This window comes from Actinobacillus suis ATCC 33415, assembly GCF_000739435.1.
Lineage (GTDB): Bacteria > Pseudomonadota > Gammaproteobacteria > Enterobacterales > Pasteurellaceae > Actinobacillus > Actinobacillus suis.
In genome coordinates this window covers 1,484,464-1,508,726 of sequence record NZ_CP009159.1, presented here as the reverse complement: position 1 = coordinate 1,508,726, position 24,263 = coordinate 1,484,464, and the positions used below count along the sequence as shown (strand labels likewise).

General features: G+C 39.4%; 10 protein-coding genes. 6 read left to right on the top strand and 4 right to left on the bottom strand.

The window, feature by feature from the left end:
• Positions 1 to 42: 42 nt before the first annotated feature.
• From ASU1_RS06820 to ASU1_RS06805, 4 genes are all read right to left on the bottom strand, one after another.
• Positions 43 to 576 carry an inorganic diphosphatase gene (locus ASU1_RS06820; RefSeq protein WP_005624233.1) on the bottom strand — a complete coding sequence of 178 codons (534 nt, stop codon included), beginning with the start codon at positions 574 to 576 and terminating at the stop codon, positions 43 to 45.
• A gap of 112 nt (positions 577 to 688) precedes the next feature.
• Positions 689 to 907 carry an acetolactate synthase 2 small subunit gene (gene ilvM / locus ASU1_RS06815; protein WP_014992041.1) on the bottom strand — a complete coding sequence of 73 codons (219 nt, stop codon included), beginning with the start codon at positions 905 to 907 and terminating at the stop codon, positions 689 to 691.
• A gap of 18 nt (positions 908 to 925) precedes the next feature.
• On the bottom strand, positions 926 to 2,578 hold the full coding sequence (ilvG, locus tag ASU1_RS06810; RefSeq protein WP_014992040.1) for an acetolactate synthase 2 catalytic subunit: 1,653 nt from the start codon (positions 2,576 to 2,578) through the stop codon (positions 926 to 928).
• 201 nt (positions 2,579 to 2,779) lie between these two features.
• Positions 2,780 to 3,775, bottom strand: coding sequence for a 2-hydroxyacid dehydrogenase (locus ASU1_RS06805; RefSeq protein ID WP_014992039.1), 996 nt, complete (start codon positions 3,773 to 3,775; stop codon positions 2,780 to 2,782).
• A gap of 331 nt (positions 3,776 to 4,106) precedes the next feature.
• Between ASU1_RS06805 and nrfA the strand changes: the two genes are divergently transcribed.
• From nrfA to ASU1_RS06775, 6 genes are all read left to right on the top strand, one after another.
• Positions 4,107 to 5,612, top strand: a complete 1,506-nt coding sequence (gene nrfA / locus ASU1_RS06800) for an ammonia-forming nitrite reductase cytochrome c552 subunit (RefSeq protein WP_014992038.1) — start codon at positions 4,107 to 4,109, stop codon at positions 5,610 to 5,612.
• A 20-nt stretch (positions 5,613 to 5,632) separates the two neighbouring features.
• Complete coding sequence (nrfB, locus tag ASU1_RS06795; RefSeq protein ID WP_014992037.1) at positions 5,633 to 6,286, top strand: cytochrome c nitrite reductase pentaheme subunit; 654 nt, start codon at positions 5,633 to 5,635, stop codon at positions 6,284 to 6,286.
• The gene (nrfC, locus tag ASU1_RS06790; RefSeq protein ID WP_014992036.1) at positions 6,286 to 6,963 is read left to right on the top strand and encodes a cytochrome c nitrite reductase Fe-S protein; all 678 of its coding nucleotides are present in this window, start codon (positions 6,286 to 6,288) and stop codon (positions 6,961 to 6,963) included. The genes nrfB and nrfC overlap by 1 nt, the downstream gene beginning before the upstream one ends.
• Complete coding sequence (gene nrfD, locus ASU1_RS06785; RefSeq protein WP_014992035.1) at positions 6,963 to 7,931, top strand: cytochrome c nitrite reductase subunit NrfD; 969 nt, start codon at positions 6,963 to 6,965, stop codon at positions 7,929 to 7,931. Before nrfC ends, nrfD begins: the two co-directional genes overlap by 1 nt.
• A 1,036-nt stretch (positions 7,932 to 8,967) precedes the next feature.
• On the top strand, positions 8,968 to 22,254 hold the full coding sequence (locus ASU1_RS06780) for a YadA-like family protein (protein WP_039195278.1): 13,287 nt from the start codon (positions 8,968 to 8,970) through the stop codon (positions 22,252 to 22,254).
• 243 nt (positions 22,255 to 22,497) lie between these two features.
• Positions 22,498 to 24,252 (top strand): ShlB/FhaC/HecB family hemolysin secretion/activation protein, encoded by a 1,755-nt coding sequence (locus ASU1_RS06775; RefSeq protein ID WP_014992033.1) that lies wholly within the window; start codon positions 22,498 to 22,500, stop codon positions 24,250 to 24,252.
• Positions 24,253 to 24,263: the final 11 nt, after the last annotated feature.

Here is a 24,263-nt window from a genome sequence, read left to right as displayed (position 1 = left end):
AGGCAATTCGGAGTGAATTGCCTTTATTGTTACGTGGGAAGATTATTTTTGCTCGTCCCAACGTTTGATTGATTCACGAATAACTTCTTTCGCTTCTTCTACATCACCCCAGTGTTGAACAACAGTTGAACCCGGTTTTTTCAGTGCTTTGTAGTTGTTGAAGTGGAATTCGATTTGTTTGATTAATTGTGCTGGTAAATCTGCTAATGAGTTATATGCATTACCTGAGTCACGATCGTCTGCCGGTACACACACGATTTTGTCATCTACTTCGCCGTCATCAACGAATTTCATTACACCGATAACTTTCGCTTCAAGGAATACGCCTGTCGCTAACGGTTGACGTGTAATTAATAATACATCTAATTCATCGCCGTCTTCATCTAATGTTTGTGGAATGAAACCGTAGTTAGTCGGTTTTGCGAAGATAGCCGGTTCAACACGGTCTAATTGGAATGCACCTAATTTACGGTTCCATTCAATTTTGTGGCAGCTGCCTTCTGGAATTTCGTTTACAACGTTGATGATACCTGCATCAACATCACCCGGAGTTAAGATTTGGTTAAAATCTGCCATTTTATTTCCTTATTGATCAATAAATGGTTGGTTAAATGGGCGAAACAACATTGCTTCGCCAAACAGTCTTTTATTTTATACAGTATTTCGCTTTGACGCTATCTTTGATTGGTTAGCTCACCGCTAAGACATCAAATAATTTTTCAAGTTGTGCGGTAAGTAACGAAATATCACGTTGGCTTTGGAGCGTGAGCTGAATTGCAATTTCTTCGCCGGAATTGACCGCTTGCAGATTCAGAACTTCAAAACCTCGGTGGCGAATCACTCGAAAAATGCGCTCAAGTGTTTCGGGACGCCTATTCGCTTTAATAGTTAAATCGTAACGTTGCATCATTATTCTCCTCAACCCTTAAACTTCATCATCTAGCATATCTGCGTTACACGCACCCGGCGGCACAAGCGGCCATACGTTATCTTCTTCCGGAATACAAACGTGTAATAAGTAAGCACCTTCCGCATTTAGTAAACGGCCTAACGCATCAGATACCTCACTAGCTTTCTCAATACGTTCGCCTTTAATGCCGAATGCTGAAGCAAGCACTACAAAATCAGGGTTATCGTCTAAAATCGTGTTACTGTGACGACCGTGGAAGAAGAGCGATTGCCATTGGCGTACCATACCTAAACGTTGGTTATCCAGTAATAAGATTTTGACTGGCAAATTATCACGTTTGATAGAACCGAATTCCTGAATATTCATCATAATCGAGCCGTCACCGGTAACTAAAATCACCGGATCATGCGGACGAGCTTTTACCGCACCGACTGCCGCCGGTAAGCCGAAGCCCATTGTACCGAAGCCTGCCGAGGTAATGAAATTTTCCGGCGCAAAATGCTGTAAATGTTGCGCAGACCACATTTGGTGTTGACCTACATCCGTGGTGATAATCGCATTTTTCGGTTTACGCTGTGAAAGCGTGTTTAGCAATGCCTTAGCATCAATATCGCCTTCACCTGCATTATCGACATATTGGAAATCTAAGTCTGCTTTTAAGCGTTTAACATCTTCACGCCAAGGATCGATATTTAACGGTTGCGCTAAAGCATTTACCGCTTCAATCAAATCGCCTTGTAATGCAACCTGTACTTTGCGTAATTTGTTAATTTCAGCACTATCAATATCGATATGAATTACTTTGGCGTGTGGTGCGAAGGTATCAAGTTTACCGGTTACTCGGTCATCAAAACGTGCACCGCAAGCAATCAGCAGATCACATTCTTGTACCGCATAGTTTGCCGCTTTGGTACCGTGCATACCAATCATTCCCATATAAAGCGGCGCATCCGCTTCGATAGTGCCTAAACCTTTTAAGGTGGAAACAGAGGGCATATTGGTAATTTTTAAGAAATTTCTGACCGCTTGTACGCCGCCTGCCATGCCGACACCACCACCGACATATAATACTGGACGTTTAGCTTGAGCGATAAGCGCTTTGGCTTGGGCAAGGTTTTCCGCATTTTGAGCGGTTGGCTCTTCTTTCGCATATACGATCGGTTTGCCTGACGTTGGAGCTAATTGCACATCACGAGGAATATCGACTAACACGGGGCCTGGGCGACTGCTTTGTGCGATTTGGAATGCTCGTGCGATAATTTCAGGTAATTCTTCTACATTTTGAACGATGAAACTATGTTTGGTACAAGCGAGTGACAGACCTAATACATCCGCTTCTTGGAAAGCATCCGTACCGATTAAATGTGAAGCAACTTGACCGGTAATCGCCACCACCGGAATTGAATCTAATGCCGCATCACCCAAGCCGGTAATTAGGTTAGTTGCTCCGGGACCAGATGTCGCGATACAAACACCCACTTTACCCGTTGCACGCGCATATCCAATGGCAGCCATTGCCGCACCTTGTTCATTGCGAACTAATAAATGATCTAAACCTGAGTCGTAAAGCGCATCGTAAGTAGGCATAATCGCACCGCCCGGATAACCGAATAGTGTAGTCACGCCCTGTGCTTTTAGACTTTCAATGACTAAATTTGCACCGTTCATTTTTGTTGTGTCCTAGTTATAATTATTTAATTAAATTTATAAAATTAAAGGCGTTATTGATAACATAGATTTAAGGATTTTTAAACCCGTAATCAGCAAAAATGTGGGAAATTCAACAAGATAAAGCGGATATGGAAAGAAAACGGTCAATTTTGGCGTAAAATTTGCAAAAAAATACGCAAAATTGACCGCTTGTTGGGGTTAAGATGCTAATACTAGATTTGGACACGCTTCATTATTATGAATATGTTGAATATTACTTAGCGTGACTTCTGAAATATTGGTTAACGCTTCAGCCGTCAAAAATGCTTGGTGTCCGGTAAATAGTACGTTATGGCAAGAAGACAAACGGCGGAAAACATCATCTAAAATGACATCGTTCGATTTATCTTCGAAGAATAAATCACGTTCATTTTCATAAACATCCATACCTAATGCTCCGATACGTTGTTGCTTTAAGGCCTCAATTGCCGCAGAAGAATCAATTAACCCACCACGGCTGGTATTAATAATCATCACACCGTCTCGCATTTTGTCAAAAGCCTGCTTATTTAATAAATGATAATTTTCCGGTGTCGCCGGGCAGTGCAAACTGATAATGTGAGATTTCGCATACAGCTCATCAAGTTCAACATATTTGGCGCCGATCGCTTCGGCAGCAGGATTTTTAAACGGATCGAATGCTAAGATCTCCATACCGAAGCCTTTTAGTATCCGCATTGTTGCCAACCCAATTTTGCCGGTACCAATAATGCCGACTGTCTTACCATGCATATTAAAGCCAATTAAGCCCTCTAAAGAGAAATTCGCATCTCGTGTGCGTTGATAAGCACGGTGGATACGGCGGTTTAAACTTAGCATTAAGGCAACTGCGTGCTCGGCAACCGCTTCCGGCGAATAAGCCGGTACTCGCACGACTTGTAATCCCAGTTTTTGAGCTGCTTTTAAATCAACATTGTTAAAACCGGCGCAGCGTAGCGCCACAATTTTTACACCGACTTTAGCCAGTGATTCCAAGACATTAGCGCTCGCATCATCATTTACGAAAATACACACAGCTTGGCAACCTTCCGCCATTTTGGCGGTGCGTTCACTTAACATAAAGTCAAAGAATTCAAGCTGAAAGCCATATGGTTGATTGGCTAATTCGAGATATTTACGATCGTAATTTTTAGTGCTGTAAACGGCGATTTTCATGATTACTCCTGCAAGATAAATAAATCCTACTTTTTTAGTTGGTTATTGTTTATTTTAAGAACAATTCTAAAAAAGTCAATTTAACCCCAGTCTGATTTATATTTCTTTTATTACAGCAAATCATAAAAAGGGATGGTTAGGTAAGCGAAAAACACATACCTCTTAAGGAGTATTTGTGATTTTTTTGTTGATTTATTTCAATAAAAGTTAAGATTCACCTAGTAAATATTATCTATTTTATTCTATGCTCACGCGTGAAACGCAATGTTTATCTTATTGTTTTTAATAAGAAAAATTCTCATTTCTATCAGCATTTTGTGGGGGACACAACGTGAAACGTTTAACTAAAAAATTAGCAATGGCAACCATTGCAATGTTGGGATGTTTATCATCGTCAGCATGGGCGGAGGAAGCAAAATCACCGTCTTTAACCGATAAAGCTTTAAAACATGAAAAATTAGGTGTGGTAGTTGAGTCAGCAAACCATAAATTTGCTGAAAAATATCCGCTTCAATATAACTCATGGAAAGCCACTTCCGAATCAACCGACCGTGGTAGTGCATTAGAAGCAGATCCTCGTTATGTTGTGTTATGGGCTGGTTATTTATTCTCCGCAGAGTATAACAAACCTCGTGGTCACTATTATGCTGTAACAGACGTACGTGAAATTTTACGTACTGGTGCGCCGAAAGATGAAAATGATGGTCCTCAGCCAATGGCTTGCTGGACATGTAAAGGTCCAGATGTGCCTCGCTTAATCGAAGAAAAAGGTGAACGTGGTTATTTTGATCCTAAATGGGCAAAATACGGTGCTGAAATCGTAAACTCAATCGGTTGTGCAGACTGTCATGACACAAAATCTAAAGAGTTTGAAGAAGGCAAACCAGCATTACGTGTTGCTCGTCCACATGTATTACGTGCGTTAGAAACGGTAGGTTGGAAATTTGAAGACTTAGATAAACATGGTAAACGTGTTGCGGTATGTGCGAACTGTCACGTTGAGTATTACTTCAAAGGTAAAACAGACGTAACTTTCCCATGGGATAAAGGCGTAGATGTCGCTAGTATTGAGAAATACTATGATGAAATTGAATTCGCTGACTGGACGCATGCTTTATCTAAAGCACCTATGTTAAAAGCACAACATCCGGATTTTGAAGTTTGGTCTCAAGGTGTACATGGTAAAAATGGTGTAACTTGTATCGACTGTCATATGCCGAAAGTGAAAGATAAAGACGGCAAAGTTTATACGGATCACAAAATCGGTAACCCGTTCGATCAATTTGACGTAACGTGTAAAACTTGTCACGAACAAAGTAAAGAAACACTTGAGAAACGTGTGAAAGAACATAAACATCAAGTGAAAGAAGCAATGATTCGTTTAGAAGATCAATTAGTGAAAGCGCATTTTGAAGCGAAAGCCGCTTGGGATGCTGGTGCAACACAAGAAGAGATGAAAGATATCTTAACAGCAATTCGTCATGCACAATGGCGTTGGGATTATTCAGCAGCTGGTCACGGTAGCCATATGCACGCTCCGGATGCAATGTTACATGTGATTGCAACAGGTATTGACCGCGCAGCAGATGCACGTGCGAAACTCGGTGTAGTATTAGCGAAACATGGCGTAACAACACCGGTTGCTATTCCAGATATTTCTACGAGAGAAAAAGCACAAAAAGCGATTGGCTTGAATATGCCAAAATTAGAAGCAGACAAAGCAGAATTCTTACGTACAGTGGTTCCACAATGGGATGCGGAAGCTCGTAAAAAAGGCTTATTACCTGCAGTAGAAGAACCAAAAGCAGTTGCAGCACCAAAAGCAGAAGCGAAATAATAGAAGCTTGAGGTGAAATTATGAAAAACATTATCTCAAAAGCAGGGCGAGCAATCGCCCTCCAAGCGGTCGCTTTTGCAAGTTTCTTTGCAATTTCAACCGCTTCCCAAGCGGATATGCCGCAACAACCGAAACCACTTTGGACAGAGCAAGCAAGTGATGCACAAATTGCAGAAGATGCACGTCGTGATCCGAACAAATATTGTGTGCAATGCCATGAATCTGCAAATGCAACCGGTAAGCCGTTTCACCATGCGGGCAAACACTTCCAAAAAGATGTGAAAAGCCCAAATAGCGGTGAACAAATCACTTGTGTAAGCTGCCACGGTAATATTTCTGAAAACCACCGTAAAGGTGTAAAAGACGTAATGCGTTTTAATCCGCACGGTAAAGCAAGTAATCCTTCACTTGAGCGTTCGGTGAACGAACAAAACCAAGTGTGTGTAGCTTGTCATACGGCGGATAAATTACGTGAAAAATTCTGGGCGCATGATACTCATGCAACGAAAATCTCATGTACTAACTGTCATGAACTTCACCCGGAAAAAGAGCCGATGAAAGACATTCCTGAAAAACAACGTATTAAACTTTGTACAGATTGTCATACGAAAATCCATGCAGGCGAATTTAAAACGCCTGAAATGGACTCACTCAAAGCAAAGGAAAATAAATAATGACTTGCACCCGTAGAGACTTCGTCTCAGGGGCAGGTGCTATCGCTGTCGTAGCAAGCACCGGGCTTGCTACCTCAGTAACTCTTGCTACTGAGAAAGAAGAGAAAAAAATTCGCTATGCGATGGTGCACGATGAAACCTCTTGTATCGGTTGTACCGCTTGTATGGACGCGTGCCGTACAACGAATAAAGTGCCGGAAGGTGTTTCTCGTTTAGAAATTATCCGTAGCGAGCCGTATGGTGAATTCCCTAACGTAGAGTATGAATTTTTCCGTCAATCTTGCCAACATTGTACAAACGCACCTTGTGTTGCGGTTTGTCCGACCGGCGCATCATTTGTTGATCCGGAAACCGGCATTGTTGACGTACATTCAGACTTATGTGTCGGTTGCCAATACTGTATTGCAGTTTGTCCATACCGTGTACGTTTTATTCATCCGGAGAAAAAATCAGCAGATAAATGTAACTTCTGTCGTGATACCAATCTTGCGGAAGGCAAACAACCTGCTTGTGTAGAAGCTTGTCCGACTAAAGCATTAACTTTCGGTGATATGAACGATCGCAATAGCGAAGTGTACAAAAAAGTACATGAGAACCCAGTGTATCGTACCAAAGTAGCTTTAGGTACAGAGCCGAACTTATACCACATTCCATTTGGCAAGGGGGAACATAGATAATGAACGACTATATTCCATTCCAAACCCCGAATTTAGTGTGGGACAGCACCATTGCGATTTACCTCTTTTTATTAGGTATTTCATCAGGTGCGGTGCAGTTAGCGATCGCTTACCGTAATAGCGGTAATAAAATCGAAAAAAATAGCGAAAACTGGGTAATCCGTAGTGCCGCTATTTTAGGGACGGTTCCAACTCTAATCGGTTTAACTTTACTTATTTTTCACCTAACTAAACCGTGGACATTCTGGAAGTTAATGTTTAACTATAACTTCACCTCTGTAATGTCGATGGGTGTAATGTTGTTCCAACTTTATATGGCCGTATTGGTTGTTTGGATCGCCATTATGTTCAAAGATTGGGTGGCAGTGTTAGTAAATCGTTATTTACCGGCATTTAAATTTATTTTAAATTGGATTGATGTTGTTGAAAGCAAAGGTTTAAAAGCGGTTGAGTTTATCCTCTTCGTCTTTGCTGCTGTGCTAGGTGCTTATACCGGCTTCTTACTTTCAGCCTTAATCAGTTATCCGATGCTGAATAACCCGGTATTACCGGCGCTCTTTTTAGCATCAGGTACATCTTCCGGTATTGCGGCGACGTTCCTCGTCATTTTACTTGCGGGTAAATTATCCGGCGAAAGCAAAGAAGTTCACTTTATCCATAAATTCGAAGTACCGATTATGGTTACCGAATTAGGCTTATTAGTGGCGTTCTTTGTTGGCTTACACTTTGGTGGCGCGGATAAACAATTAGCATTACATAATGCTTTATCCGGCTTCTGGGGCGCAATCTTCTGGATTGGCGTACTGTTTATCGGTATTTTAATTCCATTAGTAGCAAATATCTTCGGGAGTCATAAATTAAAACATAACGTGAAGTTTATCGTCTTAATCTCTATTCTGGATTTGATTGGCGTGCTTTGCTTACGTTACTTCATTCTATATGCAGGGCAGCTCACTATCGCTAGCTAGTTCTACTGCAATATATCAACAAGCCCTAACTTTTCGTTAGGGCTTTCTTTTTATTACAAGCGGTCAAATTTCGCAAAAATTTTGCAATCTCTTTGGCCTATATAAATTGCCCATCTTCTCATAGCCTTAGCTCTACATTCTCTTTAGTAAAATGAGAGACCTCCTTTAAATATGAACTGTTTATGATGTTTTGAGCCATTAAAGCATTTTCCCCTATTTCTTTATTTTAACTGAAAAATTTTTTATCCGAGGAGCGCTCTTTGGATGTCTTAAATTTTCAACTTGGTTGAGTTAACAGAAAGAGAGAGGTAAAGGAAGAGAGAAACTATATTCGTAAAGTTTATGCAAATTTCAGATAAACTAACCAATCGGAGAAATTATAAAAGAAGAGAGGGGATAAGAAGAGAATATCTCTGATTTTTAAGTACTTAATAACAAAAAATTTAGTTTAACGTTTGCGTACGTTTGTTTTTGAGCAATATTGCTCTATTTTTTAATCAGAGTTGCTCGCTTTTTATTTATTTTATGATTAAAAATAAATCGTTGTGTACCACAGAATTTTATTAGATTTTTAGTTTTTTAATAAGTTCAATTATTTTTTAAATAAATTTTAATGAATAATTTAATTGAGTATTTAGATGGTTTTTTCATCAGAAAAATATGTTTTTTTTGGTCGGATATGTTGTTTTTATTGCTTATTGTTTAGGCTTTATTTATAGATTTCAAGCTTTGTTTTGATGTGTAACTCCTTGATTTATTTATGTTTGGTAAACGTTTGCAGAGTTATTGCCTATCAGGTTGATTGTCATTTCTTATTGAACGGTTTACGTTAGTGTAAATATCGATTCTGGTCTGATTTCTAGTGTGGAATTAATTTGTGTTTTTATTCAACAGATATATAATACGATTTATTCTTATGAGTGTAAGAATCATAAATTTTCTTTTTTAATCATGAAGATTGAAAAGAAATTAATGAAAGTGATGGATTGTACTTTCATTATTTTGGAATGATGTATATTAAATTTAGGAGTATTGTATGAACCACATTTATAAAGTGGTTTGGAGCACGGTAACGAACTCTCTCGTTGTCGTGTCTGAACTCGCCCGTAGTAAAGGCAAGGCTGCCTCTACTGTCTCGGACGTCAAAGACGTTTCAAATAAAACAACAGCTGTCGCTGTTGCTGCCGCTCTTCAAGTCGCCGCCGTCGGTACCATAGCAATCGGTTCATTTGCCCCAATGGAAGCAAATGCGATTGTGGCTATTAGTCATGTGGAAAATGGCGTTATAAGTACTGATAATAGTGCTAAGGCTAATGCATCAACAGTAGTTAGTAGCCCATATTATCATCATACTACAACTGATGAAGGTACCCGAGCATATAACTATTATAACCCTGGTAACCCTGGTGAGCGCTCTTCGGATCTTTATAGTTCAACAAAGTATGCTCACGGTATTGCTATTGGGTGTAACACCAATGCTATTGCAACTACTGGTAAAGGTGGTTCAAATGGTATTGCGATTGGTGATTTTTCTGAAGCTACAGGGGGGTTATCTGTTTCATTAGGTGTTCAAGCAACTTCTCGCGATGTGGGCGCTGTTGCTATTGGTACAGCAGCTAATGCATCAGGCTTTAACTCTCTTGCGATGATGCGTCAATCCGCAGCAACAGGTAATTACTCTACAGCAATTGGTTCGGTTTCTTATGCAAAAGGTGAAGCAAGTGTTGCATTAGGTGCATCAGCAACAGCACATGGTTCTCAATCTATTGCAATTGGTAGTGTAGATCCTAAAACAACAAAAGGTACTACTGATGAAGCATTCCGTACAGCTTATGATGGTGTAAATAGTACAGAAACTTATGGTAATCGCTCAATGGCTTTAGGTTCTGGAGCGAAGACCAATGGTAATGATTCATTTGCAGTAGGTTCTGGAGCTAGAACAGGGACTTTTACAGATTCTGTTGATATCTTTGGGCATAAAGATACGGTAGCAGCTGTATCAGCTAATGAAGCAATTGCATTTGGTAATGATTCAAAAGCATTAAAAGATAAGGCTGTTGCATTTGGTAATAATGCAACTGCAAGAGGTGAAGAATCAGTTGCATTTGCGTTTAATGCTACTTCTGTAGGGAATCAATCAGTTGCAATTGGTACCAATTCAAATGCAGCACATGATCGTGTTGTAACAATCGGTACAAACTCAACAGCAACTCATAACCGCTCAATGGCGATTGGTGAAGAAGCTAAAGCAAAAGCAAATCATTCTTTAGCTTTAGGTGCTAATGCAACAGTAACTGTTGCAAATTCAGTTTCATTAGGTGCTGATTCTTTTGCTGATGAAATCGGTGGTAGCGCCGATATGCAAATCAATGGCAAAACTTATAAGTTTGCAGGAGGTCAAGCACAAGGTACTGTGAGTGTTGGTAGTGGTTATGATAAAGATCAAGCTCGTTCAGGTACAGTTGTTCGTACAATTACAGACTTAGGTGCTGGTCGTGTATTAGCTAATTCAACAGACGCAATTAACGGTAGCCAATTATATGCATTAGCAACTGAAATCGAAAAAGGTTGGAATGTAGCGACTAGCGCAACAAATGAAGGTAGTAAAACCGGTGATACAACTGCAGCTAAGGTTATCAATGGTGAAACTGTAACTTTTACAGCAGATAAAAATATTGCTATCGATCAGCAAGGTAAAAACATTACAGTTAAAACTGAAGATGATGTGACATTTAATTCAGTAAATACAAAAGACTTAACGGCAACTGGTAACACAAAAGTAAACAACTTTACAGTAGAAAAAGGCGGTAAAGTTGATATGGGTGGCAACAATGTAACAAATGTTGCAGCTCCAACAGCAGATACTGATGCAGCAAATAAAAAATATGTTGATGATGGTCGTACACAGGTTAAATCAACAGATGGTTCTGTAACGATTACAAACTCAACTACTAATGGCGCTACAGTTTACGACTTAAAAGTAAATGCAAATGTTAGCTATGAAGGTGATAGTGGTAAAGGCACTAATAAATTAAGTGATCCAATTAGATTTGCAGGTGTTGAAAATGAAACTGTTACTAAAGCTGAAGATGGCAAGGTAACTGTTGGTTTAGCAGATAAAGCAAAAGAATCATTGAAAAAAGCTGATTCTGCGATGCAAGAGTTTACCGTTGGTACAGATGCGCAACATCAAGCTACGGGTATTACAGTAAATCAGAAAGATAAACGTTTTGATATTATTGGTACACAAGATTATGTAACAACAACGGTTACTGATGGTAGTGTAAAAGTTGATATTGATCAGAAATTTAAAGATCAAGTAAATACTAATACAAACAATATTGCCGACAACAAGCAAAATATTACGAATAACGCAAACAATATCACTAAAAATGCGGATAATATTGCGAAAAATACTCAAAACATTACTAACAACACAAATAACATCACTAAAAATGCAGAAGCTATTGCTAAAGGCTTTGGCTTAGAAGCCCAAGATGGTAACAACGTTACTAAACAGCTAGGTGAAAAAGTTAAAGTCGTTGGTGGTAACCAAAATATCAATACCACTGTAACGGCGGATGGTAAACTTGCGATTAATTTAAATAACACCTTAGATCTTGGTGATAAAGGTTCTGTAAAAATTGGATCTACTAAAGTAGATCAAGATGGTTTAACGATTACTGGTGGTCCTTCAGTAACTAAAACTGGTATTAATGCTGGCAGTAAGAAAATTACTAACGTAGAGGCTGGTGAAGTTAGTGAAAACAGTAAGGAAGCTGTAAACGGTAGCCAATTATACGCAACTAACCAAAATGTAACTAACAATACAAATAGCATTAACAACTTAAATACTACTGTTCAAGCAGGTTGGGAATTACAAGTTGAAGGTAATAAAGCTAAAGATGTTACACCAAAAGATAAAGTTGCTAACTTTAAAGCTGGTGACAATATCAATGTTTCAATTGCAACAGATAAATCGGTAGTAATTGCAACAGATAAAGATGTGACTTTCGATAATGTTAAGACACAAAACTTAAATGTTGAAGGCGATACCAATGTAAATAACTTTACTGTGAAAAATGGCGGTAAAGTAGACATGGGTAATAACCGAGTAACAAATGTTGCAACCCCAACAGCAGATACTGATGCGGCAAACAAAAAATATGTTGACGATGCTCGTACGATTGTTACCTCAAATGATGGTTCTGTGACGATTGCTGAAACCCAAAATGGTCCAGCTAAATCTTATGATTTAAAAGTAAATGCAAATGTTAGCTATGCAGGTGATAGTGGTAACGGTACTAATAAATTAAGTGAAGAAATTAAATTTGCAGGCACTACAGGTGAAATCGTTACTGAAGCTAAAGATGGTCAAGTTACATTTAAGCTAGATGATAAAGTTAAGAACGATATCAAAGACAATGCAGATAAGATTGCAAAAGGTTTTGGTTTACAAGCTGAAGATAACAAAACTGTTAATAAAGATTTAGGTGAGAAGATCGAGGTTGTTGGTGGTAATAAAAACATTAACACTACAATTGATGGCGAAAAACTTAAAGTTAACTTAAATAACACTTTAGATCTTAGTGAACAAGGTTCTGTAAAAATTGGTGATACAACCATTAACAATGGTGGCTTAGAGATTGCTGGTGGTCCATCAGTTAAGAAAGATGGTATCAACGCAGGTGATAAGAAAATCACTAATGTAGAAGCTGGTGAGATTAGTGCCAACAGTAAGGATGCTGTAAACGGTAGCCAATTATATGCAACAAACCAAAATGTAACTAACAACACAAATAGCATTAATAGCTTAAATACTACTGTTCAAGCAGGTTGGGAATTACAAGTAGGTGGTAAAAAAGCTAAAAATGTTACTCCAACAAGTAATGTAGCTAACTTTATTGCTGGCGATAATATTGCAGTGACTGCGGAACAAGATGGTTCTGTAAAAATTGCAACTCAGAAAGATGTTACTTTTGACAATGTGACTGCAAATAATGGTTTAACCGTGAAAAAAGGTGCAACCATTAATATGGGTGATAACGTTGTAACTAATGTTGCTGATGGAAAAGTTTCAGCAGATAGTAAAGACGCAGTAAACGGTAGCCAATTACACCAAACTAACCAAAACGTAACTAAGTTAGGTGATAAGTTAACAGCAGAAGGCTTAAACTTTGTTGGTGATAACGGTCAAGTAGTACATCGTGATTTAGGTGCGACGTTAAGTGTTGTTGGTGGTGCTAAAGCAGATTTATCTGAAAACAATATTGGTGTTGAAGGTAAAGACGGCACATTAACAGTTAAATTAGCGAAAACGTTAAATGATTTAACAAGTGCAAACTTCACTACTAACGGTCAAGGTAACACAGTTATTAATGGTAATGGTGTAACTATTACTCCAGCTAACGGTGATACAGCTAAAACAGTTAGTTTAACCAATAATGGCTTAAACAACGGTGGTAATAACATTACTAACGTAGCTAGAGGTACAAAAGGTACTGATGCGGTAAACGTTGATCAGTTAAACGAAGTGAGTTTAGCGGCAAATGCTGGTTGGAAATTACGAGCGAATAACGCTGAAGAATCAGTAGTAAAACCAAACGATGCAGTAAGCTTAAATAATACGGATAACAACATTGTTATTACTAAGAAAGCTGGCGATAACAACGTTACATTTGGTTTAAATAACACTGTTAAAGTTGGTACTAATAACGCTGTAACAATTGACGGTACAAATGGTACTGTTGGTGGTTTAACTAATAAGACTTTTGATCCTACTAAGATCGTGTCTGGTCAAGCTGCAACTGAAGATCAGTTAAAACAGGTTCATGGTGACTTAAATACAAACATCACTAATGCAAGCAAAGACTTAACAACTAAAGGCTTAAACTTTGTTGGTGATGATAAAGAAGTCGTTCACCGTAATTTAGGCGATACTTTAAGCATTGTTGGTGGCGCTGAAGAAGCTAACTTATCTGATAAAAATATTGGTGTAGTTGGTTCTGAAGGTAAATTAGAAGTTAAATTAGCGAAAACGTTAAAAGAGTTAACGAATGCGACATTTACAACTGCAGGTAATAATGGCAACACAGTTATCGATGGTAAAGGTGTAACTATTACTACAGCCGGTGGTGCAGATAAGACTGTAAGCTTAACTGATAAAGGTTTAAACAACGGTAATAACAAGATTACTAATGTTTCTGCAGGTACAGATGCAACAGATGCTGTAAATGTAAGCCAATTAGAGAAAGTTAACGCAACAGCTAAAGCGGGTTGGAACTTAGCGGTAAATGATGATGCTAAAGGTTCTAATATCGCACCAAACGCAACAGTTCGTTTAAATAATAAAGATGGCAACATTAAAGTTACTAAAGAAGGTAACAATGTAACATTTGACTTAAACAATACTGTTAAAGTTGGTACTGGCGATAAAGCGGTAACAATTAATGGTACAGATGGCACGGTAACTGGTTTAACAAATAAAACCTTTACTCCGGGTCAAATCGTAAGCGGTCGTGCAGCTACTGAAGATCAATTACAGTCTTCTCACGATCAATTAAATACGAATATTACTAACTTAGGTAATAACTTAACTGAGAAAGGTTTAAGTTTCAGTGCTGATAATAAAGGTGCAAAAGTACACCGTAAATTAGGTGAAACACTAAGTGTTGTTGGTAATGCAGATCCTGCGAAATTATCAGATAAGAACATTGGTGTTGAAGCTAATGAAGCAAATGGCCAATTAGTTGTTAAATTAGCGAAAGAGTTAACGGATTTAACCAGCGCTAACTTTACTGCGACAGGTGCAAATACCACTATTAACGGTAATGGTGTAACTATTACTCCTAAAGGTGCGGATGTTACTAAGACTGTAAGCTTAACCGATAAAGGTTTAAACAATGGTGGTAATAACATCACTAATGTTGCTAACGGTACAGCAGATACAGATGCAGTAAATGTAAGCCAATTAAAAGAAGTTAGCTCAACAGCAAATGCAGGTTGGAACTTAACAGTTAATGGCACAAGCAGCTCAAATGTAGCACCAAAAGCAACGGTAGATTTAGCAAATAAAGATGGCAACATCGTTATTACTAAAGATAACAACAATGTTACTTTCGCTTTAAACAGCAACTTAACAGTTGGTGGTAAAGACGGCAAAGACGGCAAAGACGGTTCAATCGGTGTTAACGGTAAAGACGGTTCAGCAGTTGTTCTTAACGGTAAAGACGGTTCAATCGGCTTAACAGGTCCTAAAGGTGCTGATGGTAAATCTGCAACAGCAAATATTACTGTAGCGAAAGGTCCTGCTGGTGTTGATGGTAAAGACGGTGCAAATGGTACAGATGGCATGACGCGTATCGTTTACACAGATCCTAACGGCACTAAACATAACGTTTCTACGTTAAATGACGGCTTAAGCTTTGTTGGAAATACAGGCGGTGCAGTTGCTAAGAAACTAAATGAAACCTTAACCATTAAAGGTGAATTAGCTAATGCTGATGCGGCAACAGCGGAAAATATCCGTGTTGATAACGTAGGCGGCGATTTAATCGTTAAATTAGCACAAAACTTAACTAACTTAACGACAGCAACATTTGGTAAAGATGGAAATGACCAACTTGTAATTAACAAAGATGGTTTGACAATTAAACCAACAACAGGTGGTGATGCTAAGACAGTTAGCCTAACTGAAAACGGCTTAAACAACGGTAATAACATTATTACAAACGTTTCAAGCGGTTTAGTAGGTAACGATGGTAAAACTAAAGTTGCATTAAAAGATGCTAACGGTACAACATTAACAAATGCGGTAAACGTTGGTGACTTACAAAATACGGTTAAAGATTTAACCAATGCAACAACCGGTGGTTTCGGTCTTAAAGATTCTGCGGGTAATGAAGTTAAACAGGATTTAGGTACTTCAATTAAAGTTACTGGTAAAGATGGTGTGAATGCACAAGTTGTTACGGATGGCAACGGTAAAGCATTACAAATCGGCTTAAATAGCACGGTAACAGTTGGTAATGATCAAGAACCTGGTGTAATCACTGTTAAAGGTGAAAACGGTAAAGACGGTGTTTCTATCAACGGTAAAGACGGCACAATCGGCTTAAACGGCAAAGATGGTGCAAACGGTTCGATTACAGTTAAAAACGGTCAACCAGGCGTTGATGGCAAGGACGGTAAAACTCGTATCGTTTATGAAACAACTAAAGACGGTAAAACAACTACTGAAGAAGTTGCAACTCTTAACGATGGCTTAAAATTCGTTGGTGATAAAGGCGAAGTGATCGCTAAGAAACTAAACGACACTTTAGCCGTTAAAGGTAACTTAGCTAAAGATGCTAACGTAACTGATAAGAACTTACGTGTTGATAACGAGAAAGATGAATTAATCATCAAGATGGCGAAAGAGTTAACAGATTTAACTAACGCAACTTTCACATCTGCAGATAGCAACACAACTATCGGTGGTAATGGCGTAACAATCACTCCAAATACTGGTGATAAAGTTAGCTTAACCGACAAAGGCTTAAACAATGGTAATAACACAATTACTAATGTTGCTGAAGGTAAAAACGGTACTGATGCAGTAAACGTTAACCAGTTAGAGCGTGTAAATGCAACAGCAAACGCGGGTTGGAATATTTCTGCTAACGGTGCAAATTCAACGAATGTTGGTCCTAAAGGCAACGTAAGCTTAAATAACACAGACGGTAATATCGTAATTACTAAAGGTACAACCGATAACAACGTTACTTTTGCTTTAAATAACAACCTCACAGTAGGTAAAGATGGCAAAGACGGTAAAGATGGTGTTGACGGTCAAATCGGTGTTAACGGTAAAGACGGTTCATCGGTTGTTTTAAACGGTAAAGACGGTTCAATCGGTTTAACAGGCCCTCGTGGTACTGATGGTAAAGACGGTGCAAGCGCTAATATCAGCGTTGCAGACGGTAAACCAGGTCTTGATGGCAAACCAGGTGAAACCAAAACTCGTATCGTTTATGAAACTAAAGATGATAACGGTAAACCAGTTAAAGAAGAAGTTGCAACCCTTAACGATGGCTTAAACTTCATCGGTAACCAAGGTGATAAGATTGCTAAGAAACTTAACGATACATTAACTGTTAAAGGTACATTAGCAAACGATGCTGCAGCAAGTTCAGAGAATGTGCGTGTGGATAGCCAAGATGGCGCATTAGTTGTGAAATTAGCACAAAACTTAGCTAACTTAACAACTGCAACATTTGGTAATACTGCAACAGATAAAACGGTTGTAGGTAAAGATGGTGTAACTATCTCTGCAGATAAACCTGAAAACACAGTTAGCTTAACTGATAAAGGTTTAAACAACGGTAATAACCAAATTACTAACGTAACAAGCGGTTTAACTGATGCAACAGGTAACAAAACAGACCTCGCGAATGCAACGTCAACAAATGCTGTAAATGTTGGTGACTTAAAAGAAACCGTTAAAAACATTACAACAGACGGCTTTGGCTTAAAAGATGATAAAGGTACTGAAGTTAAACAAGACTTAGGTAAGACTATCCAAATTAAAGGTAAAGACGGTGTAACTGTTACTTCAAATGTAACCGATAAATCATTAGAAGTGGCATTAGCTGGTGATGTGGTTGTAAACGGTAAGGATGGTAAAGACGGTACTATCGGTGTTAAAGGCGCAGATGGTAAAGACGGTACAACAATTACTAAAGATGCAATCGTATTTAACGGCGTTGACGGTGTAAACGGCAAAGACGGTAAAGATGGTGCAGAAGGTAAAGCGTCTATCAAAGTTGAAAAAGGTGCGAAAGGCATTGATGGCAACGATGGTAAAGACGGCGAAAGCAAAACTCGTATCGTTTACGAAAAACCAAATGGCGATAAAGAAGAAGTTGCGACCCTTAAAGATGGCTTACATTTTGTAGGCGATAAAGGAACTTCAATCGCTAAGAAACTAAACGAAACCTTAGCAATTAAAGGTAACTTAACTTCAACTGCTGAAGTAACTGATAAGAACTTACGTGTTGATAATGAAGGCGAACAATTGATCGTTAAGATGGCGAAAGTGTTAACGGATTTAACAAGCGCTAACTTTACAGATGCTGCCGGCAACAACACAATCATCGGTGGTAATGGTGTAACGATTACGCCTAAAGCAGGTGATTCAGTAAGCTTAACAGGTAAAGGCTTAAACAACGGTAATAATACAATTACTAATGTAAAAGCTGGCTTAAACGGTACGGATGCCGTAAATGTAAACCAATTAGAAAAAGTTAATGCAACAGCGAAAGCAGGTTGGAAGTTAACTAATAATGGTACAAATGAATCAACTGTAACGCCAAATGCGACAGTAGATTTAGCAAATAAAGATGGCAACATCATTATTACTAAGGATGGTAATAACGTAACCTTCGGCTTTAACAGCGATTTAACCGTTGGTGGCCCTGGTAAAGATGGCAAGGACGGCAAAGATGGTTCTATTGGCGTTAAAGGTAAAGACGGCACGACCGGTGTGACTTTAAACGGCAAAGACGGTTCTATCGGCTTAACAGGCGCTCCGGGCAAAGACGGTAAAAATGCAAGTGCAAATATTACTGTAGCTCAAGGTGCTAAAGGTCTTGACGGTAACGATGGCGTAAACGGCGAAAGCAAAACACGTATCGTTTACGAAAAACCAAACGGTGAGAAAGAAGAAGTAGCAACACTTAACGATGGCTTAAACTTCGTTGGTAACGATGGTAAAGTCGTTACTAAGAAACTAAACGATACTTTAGCGATTAAAGGTGGTATCAACACTGAAGCTGGTCTAACAGCTGCGTCAGATCGTAACGTAGGCGTTCGTGAAAGCGATAAAGGTTTAAATATCGTTATTGCAGAACGTCCAACCTTCTCTGGTATTATCGTTGACGGTAAAGACGGCAAGGATGCAGAAGTTAAATTTGCGAAAGACGGCAAAGACGGTATGTCTATCGTTGGCACTCGTGGTGCAGATGGTCAAAACGGCTTAACGTTGAAAGGTGCAGATGGTAAAGACGGCGTATCATTTAAAGAAGGTGGTCGTATTACTAACGTTGCTGATGGTAAAGACGGCAAAGATGCTGTGAATAAAGACCAATTAGAGCGTGTAAATGCAACTGCAAATGCAGGTTGGAAATTAACGGTTAACAACGGTAATAACCAAACTACAGTAACTCCAAATGCAACCGTAGATTTAGCGAATACAGATGGCAACATCGTTATCACTAAAGATGCGAATAACGTAACCTTCGCGTTAAACAACAACTTAACAGTTGGTGGTAAAGACGGTAAAGATGGTGAAATCGGCGTTAAAGGTGCAGATGGTAAAACTGGTGTTACTTTAAACGGTAAAGACGGTTCAATCGGTATCAACGGTAAAGACGGTTCTAACGGTGCAATTACTGTAGAGAAAGGTGCAGTTGGTGTTGACGGTACTGATGGTGCAAATGGTAAAGACGGTATGACTCGAATCGTTTATACAGATGCAAACGGTACTAAACATAACGTTTCAACCTTAAATGACGGTTTAAGCTTCGTAGGCGATACTGGTAATCCGATTGCTAAGAAACTTAACCAAACGTTAACTATTAAAGGTAACTTAGATGCAGCGGCAGCAGTTACTGATAAGAACTTACGTGTTGATAACGTAGATGGTGCGCTAATTATCAAGATGGCGAAATCGTTAACGGATTTAACGAACGCAACATTTACATCTGGTAACAGCAACACAACTATCGGCGGTAACGGCTTAACCATTACACCAAATGCGGGTAATACAGTAAGCTTAACTGATAAGGGCTTAAACAACGGTAATAACCAAATTACTAATGTAACAAGCGGCTTAGTAAACCGTAACGGTGATAAAGTTGACCTTGCAAATGCAACAGGTGATGTTTTAACTAACGCAGTTAACGTAGGTGACTTAAAAGATTCAGTAAATAACTTAACTAACGCAACAACCGGTGGTTTTGGTTTAACTGATGAAAAAGGTGGAAACGTTAAAGCGGATTTAGGCAAAACAGTTACTGTTATTGGTGACGGTAGCGTGAAAACTGAAGTTGTTGAGAAAGACGGTAAGAAAGCACTTCAAATCGGCTTAACTAACAACGTAACAGTAGGTAACGATAAAGAGCCTGGCGTAATCACTGTTAAAGGTGAAAACGGTAAAGATGGCGTTTCTATCAGCGGTAAAGATGGTATCAGCATTAAAGGCGAAAATGGCAAAGATGCAGTATCAATCAATGGTAAAGACGGCAACGGTGCAATTGCAGTTAACGGTAAAGACGGTAAAACCGGTGTTGGTTTAGATGGTGCAAACGGCACAATCGGTATCAACGGTAAAGACGGTTCTAACGGTACAATTACTTTAGCTAAAGGTGAACCGGGTGTTGATGGCAAGGATGGCAAAACACGTATCGTTTATGAGACTAAAACTCCAGACGGTAAAACAGTGACTGAAGAAGTTGCAACCCTTAAAGATGGCTTAAAATTCGTAGGTGACGACGGTAAAGTAATTACTAAGGAGCTTAACAAAACGTTAACCATTAAAGGTAACTTAAGCACTGTGGCAGATGTTACTGATAAGAACTTACGTGTTGATAACGTAGATGGCGCACTCATCATTAAGATGGCGAGAACGTTAACGGATTTAACGAGCGCAACATTTACTAACGTAGGTGGTGATAAGTCAGTAGTTGACGGTAACGGCTTAACGATTACTCCGGCAAACGGCGGCAATACAGTAAGCTTAACCACTAAAGGCTTAGATAACGGCGGTAACAAAGTTATTAACGTAGCTGCTGGTGACGTGAATGCAACAAGTACTGATGCAGTAAACGGTAGCCAATTATATGCAGTAAGCGAAGTGGCTAATAAAGGCTGGAACATTCAAACTAACGGTAATGTTTCAACTAACGTTAAACCGGGTGACACTGTAAACTTTGCAAACGGTAAGAACATCGAAATTAATAACGATGGTACAAACGTAACTGTTGGCTTAGCGAAAGATGTTGACTTAGGTAAAGACGGTAGCATTAAAGCTGGCGACACTATCATGAACAATGAAGGTGTGAAAGTTGGTGATAAAGTATCATTAACGAAAGACGGCTTAACGGCGGGTGATGTGAAAATCTCTGCAGAAGCCGGCATCAATGCAGGTAACAAACAAATCACTAATGTAGAAAGTGGTTTAGGTGGTACTAAACTTGCAGATGCAAAAGGCGATACATTGAAGAATGCTGCGAATATCGGTGACCTCCAAACAGCTATCTCTGGCGTAACAGATGCAGAGCAAGGCGGTGGCTTCGGTTTAGCAGATGACAATGGCACTGAAGTGAAACAAAGTCTTGGTAAAACAATCCAAGTGAAAGGTGACGGTAATGTAACTACAACCGTAACTAATGGTTCACTCACAGTGGGCTTAAACAAGGATGTTGATTTAGGCAAAGACGGTAGCTTAACAGCCGGCGGTACGAAAGTATCTGAGAAAGGCGTAAGCTTCGCTGATTCACTAGTGAATTTAACCAGCAATGGTTTAAATAACGGCGGTAACAAAGTTACTAACGTGAAAGCGGGTGAAGTAAGTGCAACAAGTACGGATGCTGTAAACGGTAGCCAATTATATGCAACTAACCAAAACGTAACGAACTTACAAAATAACGTTGCGAAAGGTTGGAACATTGAAGCTGGCACAGTTGAAGGATCAACTGGTAAAGTAACTGGCGCATCGAAATCTAACGTTGCGATGGGCGATACAGTGGGCGTGAAAGCAGGCAATAACATCGAGATTACTCAAGATGGTTCAAATATTGCAATTGCAACTTCAGCAACACCAACATTTGATACAGTAACTGTAGGCAAAGACGGTAACACTGCAACAGTTGGTACGGTACAAGATGAACACGGTTCTGCAATCAAAGTAACGGGCGCAGACGGTAAATCTGAAACACGTATTAACAACGTAGCGGATGGTAAAGCTGATAACGACGCTGTAAACGTACGTCAGTTAAGAGGTGTTGCACAAAACGTAGCGAACATCGACAACCGTGTATCTAAATTAGATAAACGTGTTCGTGGTATCGGTGCTAACTCAGCGGCCGCTTCATCATTACCACAAGTAATGCTTCCGGGTAAATCAATGGTTGCTGTAGCAGGCGGTGCTTATAGTGGCGCATCTGCAGTAGCGGTAGGTTACTCAAGAGCAAGCGATAACGGTAAAGTTATCCTTAAAGTGAATGGTACTGCAAACAGTGCTGGTCACTACTCTGGTGGTGTGGGTGTAGGTTACCAATGGTAATTAATTAGCCTAAACAAATGAATAAATGCGGCCTTCGGGTCGCATTTTTTTTTGGTCTGAATTTATAAAAATAAACAAGTGTCATTTAAAGGCTTAGTGAATGAAATAAAGAGAAATATATCTAGCCCGTTATAAAAATTATAAATAGATATCAATGAGGTAAATATGTAAATATGCTTTACGATCTATATTAAATTGCATAAACTCATCCGATTAGTTTTAATTATCTTTAAACGGTTATTTATGTCTTTAAATTTAAAACCTCTAATTTATTCTTCTTTTCTTACCTTTCCTTTGTTTACCTTCGCTGCTCCTACAATTGATCCAGTCTTAAATGATTTGGACGCGGTAGAACAACAGCGTCAGCAACAGCAAGCACAGCAACGAGAAACGCAATTTACACCTCAAACTGATATCCGTATGGATACTCGTCAAGAGAATAATTTACACCTGCCGACAGATGAATCGCCTTGTTATCCAATTCATCGAATTTCTTTAATTGATTATTCTGCAGAGCAATTGAATCAAACGAGCCAATTTCAATGGGCATTTAATAAAGCCGTTGCCGATCTAAAACTAACTTTACCACATTGTTTAGGTGGAGAAGGTTTAGGTATTTTAATGAAGCAAACACAAAATAATATTATTGAAAAAGGTTATGTTACAACACGCGTTGTGGCACAAGAGCAAGATTTACGTTCCGGTGATTTAGTATTGACCGTGATTGCAGGTAAAGTACGTCATACATTGGTGGCAGACAGTGGCATCGTGCCTCGCTTTACCCCATTACATGCGTTAACCGGTTTAACGTTTGAGAAAGGTGATATTTTAAATGTACGTGATATTGAACAATCGCTAGAGAACTTAAAACGTGTACCGACAGCGGATGCCAATATTGAAATTTTGCCGAGTGAAGGCGAAGGCAGTCAAGTCGGCGAAAGCGATTTAAAAATCAGCTATGCTCAAGCGATTCCGTTTCGTCTTAATCTCGGCTTAGAGGATTCCGGCTCGACCTCAACCGGTAAATGGCAGGCATCGGCAACCTTATCTTGGGATAATATTTTCTCCGCAAACGACCTTTTCTATACTAGCTTTACCCATAGTATCAAACGTCATTCGGATGATGAGGGGAAGCGTGCCAGCCGTAACCTTTCTTTCTATTATTCCATTCCTTTCGGTTATTGGCAGTTAACTGCCAACCATTCGAGTAACCGTTATCACCAACAAGTGTTTGGTGCTTTTGAAAATTATCTGTATGCCGGTGAAAGTGAAACAGATAAGTTAACGCTTTCTCGTGTGCTATACCGAGATGCGGTACGTAAGACCATACTTTCCGGAGGGTTCTGGTCACGCAGTTCTAAAAACTTTGTTGATAATGCAGAAGTAGATGTTCAGCGCCGCCGAATGGCAGGTTGGGAAGCGGGCATTGCACATAAAGAATATTTAAGTAACGCCACCTTAGAGGTGGATATGCACTTTAAGCGTGGTACCGGCGTGCGAGGTGCAATCAGCGCTCCGGAAGAAGCGTATAACGAAGGGACATCTCGCCCTAAAATTATCACTGCCACTATCGACTATAAAAAGCCGTTTGAATTAGAAGGACAAGCTTGGCAATTTCATACCAGTGTCAATGCGCAATGGAATAAAACGCCATTAATTGCCCAAGATCGTATTAGTATTGGCGGGCGTCATAGTGTACGAGGATTTGATGGTGAGTTATCGCTGTCGGGTGAACGCGGTTGGTATTGGCGTAATGAATTGAGTTGGAATGTGGGCAACCGTGGACACTGGTTTTATTGGGGATTAGACGGTGGACGAGTCTCCGGCTTAGATGGTAATTCACGTTTAGGTCATCATTTAATGGGGACAGTAATTGGCTTACGAGGCGGTTGGAAAGGGTTTTATTACGACTATTTTGTCGGCAGACCAATGCGCCATCCGGAAGGATTTAGAACCTCCAAACATGTGACTGGTTTTAATATCGGCTACAGTTTTTAACCGATGCTTAT